Source organism: Mesorhizobium sp. M7A.F.Ca.CA.002.15.2.1, from assembly GCF_003998715.1.
GTDB classification, from domain to species: Bacteria; Pseudomonadota; Alphaproteobacteria; order Rhizobiales; family Rhizobiaceae; genus Mesorhizobium; species Mesorhizobium ciceri.
This window is the reverse complement of record NZ_RZPI01001131.1, coordinates 1-887: the sequence shown is the minus strand read 5'-3', so window position 1 is coordinate 887 and position 887 is coordinate 1. Positions and strand designations below refer to the sequence as shown.

Below are 887 nucleotides of genomic sequence, written 5' to 3'. Positions count from 1 at the left end.
TGCCGATCCTGAGCAGTTCGTCGAGCACCAGCTTCGGGTTGCGGGTGGCCTGCAGCGTCTGCGACAGGACGACGAAGTCAAAGCCCTTGTCGGGATAGAATTCGAGATCCTTGTCAGCGTCGCCCTGGATGACCGAGAGGCCGCGCGCCACACATTCGTTGACGCCGCGCTGCGACAGCTCGAGTCCGCGGCCGTCGACCTGCTTGGTGTCCTGCAGCAGTTCGAGCAGCGAGCCGTCGCCCGAGCCGACATCGAGCACGCGCGACTGTGGCGGGATGAGGTTGGCGACGACTTCGAGGTCGACGCGCTGGTCGCGGTTGACGCTCATGGCTTCGCCTCCCGCCTGGCGCATGATCCCGATCCGAAAAGCCTGCAATTTTTCCGGGTCATGCGCTCAGCCCTCTCGCTCGGGCCGCCGAGCCGATGAAGCCGTTTATCGCGGCAAACAGTTCCGGCTCGTCGAGCAGGAATGCGTCGTGGCCACGGTCGGTCTCGATCTCGACGAAGGATACCGATGCGCCGGCGGCGTTGAGCGCATGCACGATCGAGCGGCTCTCCTCGGTCGGGAACAGCCAATCCGAGGTGAACGACACCAAGCAGAAGCGGGTTTTCGTGCCGGCGAAGGCATCGGCCAACCGGCCGCCATGGTCTGCGGCGAGGTCGAAATAGTCCATCGACCGCGTCATGTAGAGGTAGGAATTGGCGTCGAAGCGATCGACGAAGGTCATGCCCTGGTGCCGAAGATAGCTTTCGATCTGGAAGTCGGCGTCGAAGCCGAAGGTCAGCGCTTCGCGATCCTGCAGATTGCGGCCGAACTTGCGGTGCAGGGCGGCTTCCGACAGGTAAGTGATGTGGGCGGCCATGCGCGCTACCGCCAGGCCCTTTTC

General features: G+C 63.8%; 1 protein-coding gene and 1 pseudogene. Both read right to left on the bottom strand.

The features are described from left to right. Window positions 1-328 (bottom strand): methionine biosynthesis protein MetW (locus ENZ74_RS33150; RefSeq protein ID WP_127313354.1); only part of this gene is annotated, 328 nt, incomplete at its 3' end. Between the two features lie 58 nt (window positions 329-386). Beyond that, a pseudogene (gene metX, locus ENZ74_RS33145) lies at window positions 387-887 on the bottom strand (homoserine O-acetyltransferase); the annotation flags it as partial.